The sequence below is a fragment of the Salinicola socius genome (assembly GCF_001937195.1).
GTDB lineage: Bacteria > Pseudomonadota > Gammaproteobacteria > Pseudomonadales > Halomonadaceae > Salinicola > Salinicola socius.
In genome coordinates this window covers 1-482 of record NZ_MSDO01000150.1, presented here as the reverse complement: position 1 = coordinate 482, position 482 = coordinate 1, and the positions used below count along the sequence as shown (strand labels likewise).

Genomic DNA, 482 nt, shown 5'->3' with positions numbered 1-482 from the left:
AGCGGGCAGGTTCCGGCAGCGACCGATGTCGATGGGACGATCGCCGGTTACGACCTGGCGACGGATGTCGGCACTGGCAATGGCAGCCTGACGTTCAATGCCGACGGCTCCTACACCTTCACGCCGGGTGCCGACTTCGACGGTCTGGCTGCCGGCGAGAGCCGCGACGTCACCTTCAGCTATACCGCCACCGATAACGATGGCGGCGTCAGTGCGCCCAAGACGGTCACCATCACCGTCACGGGGACTAACGATGCGCCGGTCGCTCAGGCAGGCACGGCCACGACGGAAGAGAACAGCGTTCTCAGTGGGCAAGTTCCAGCAGCAAGTGACGTCGATGGCACCATCGCCAGCTACGCTCTCGACGCCAGCGTAGGTCAGGGCAACGGTAGCCTGACATTCAACGCCGACGGTTCCTACAGCTTCGCCCCCGGCACCGACTTCGATGGTCTCGCTGCCGGCGCGAGCCGCGACGTCACCTT

At 64.9% G+C, this 482-nt stretch carries 1 protein-coding gene; it reads left to right on the top strand.

Annotation, left to right across the window (positions count from 1 at the left end; all coding sequences use genetic code 11):
* Positions 1-482: Ig-like domain-containing protein (locus BTW07_RS19330; RefSeq protein ID WP_167369314.1), on the top strand; the 482-nt coding region annotated here is incomplete at both ends.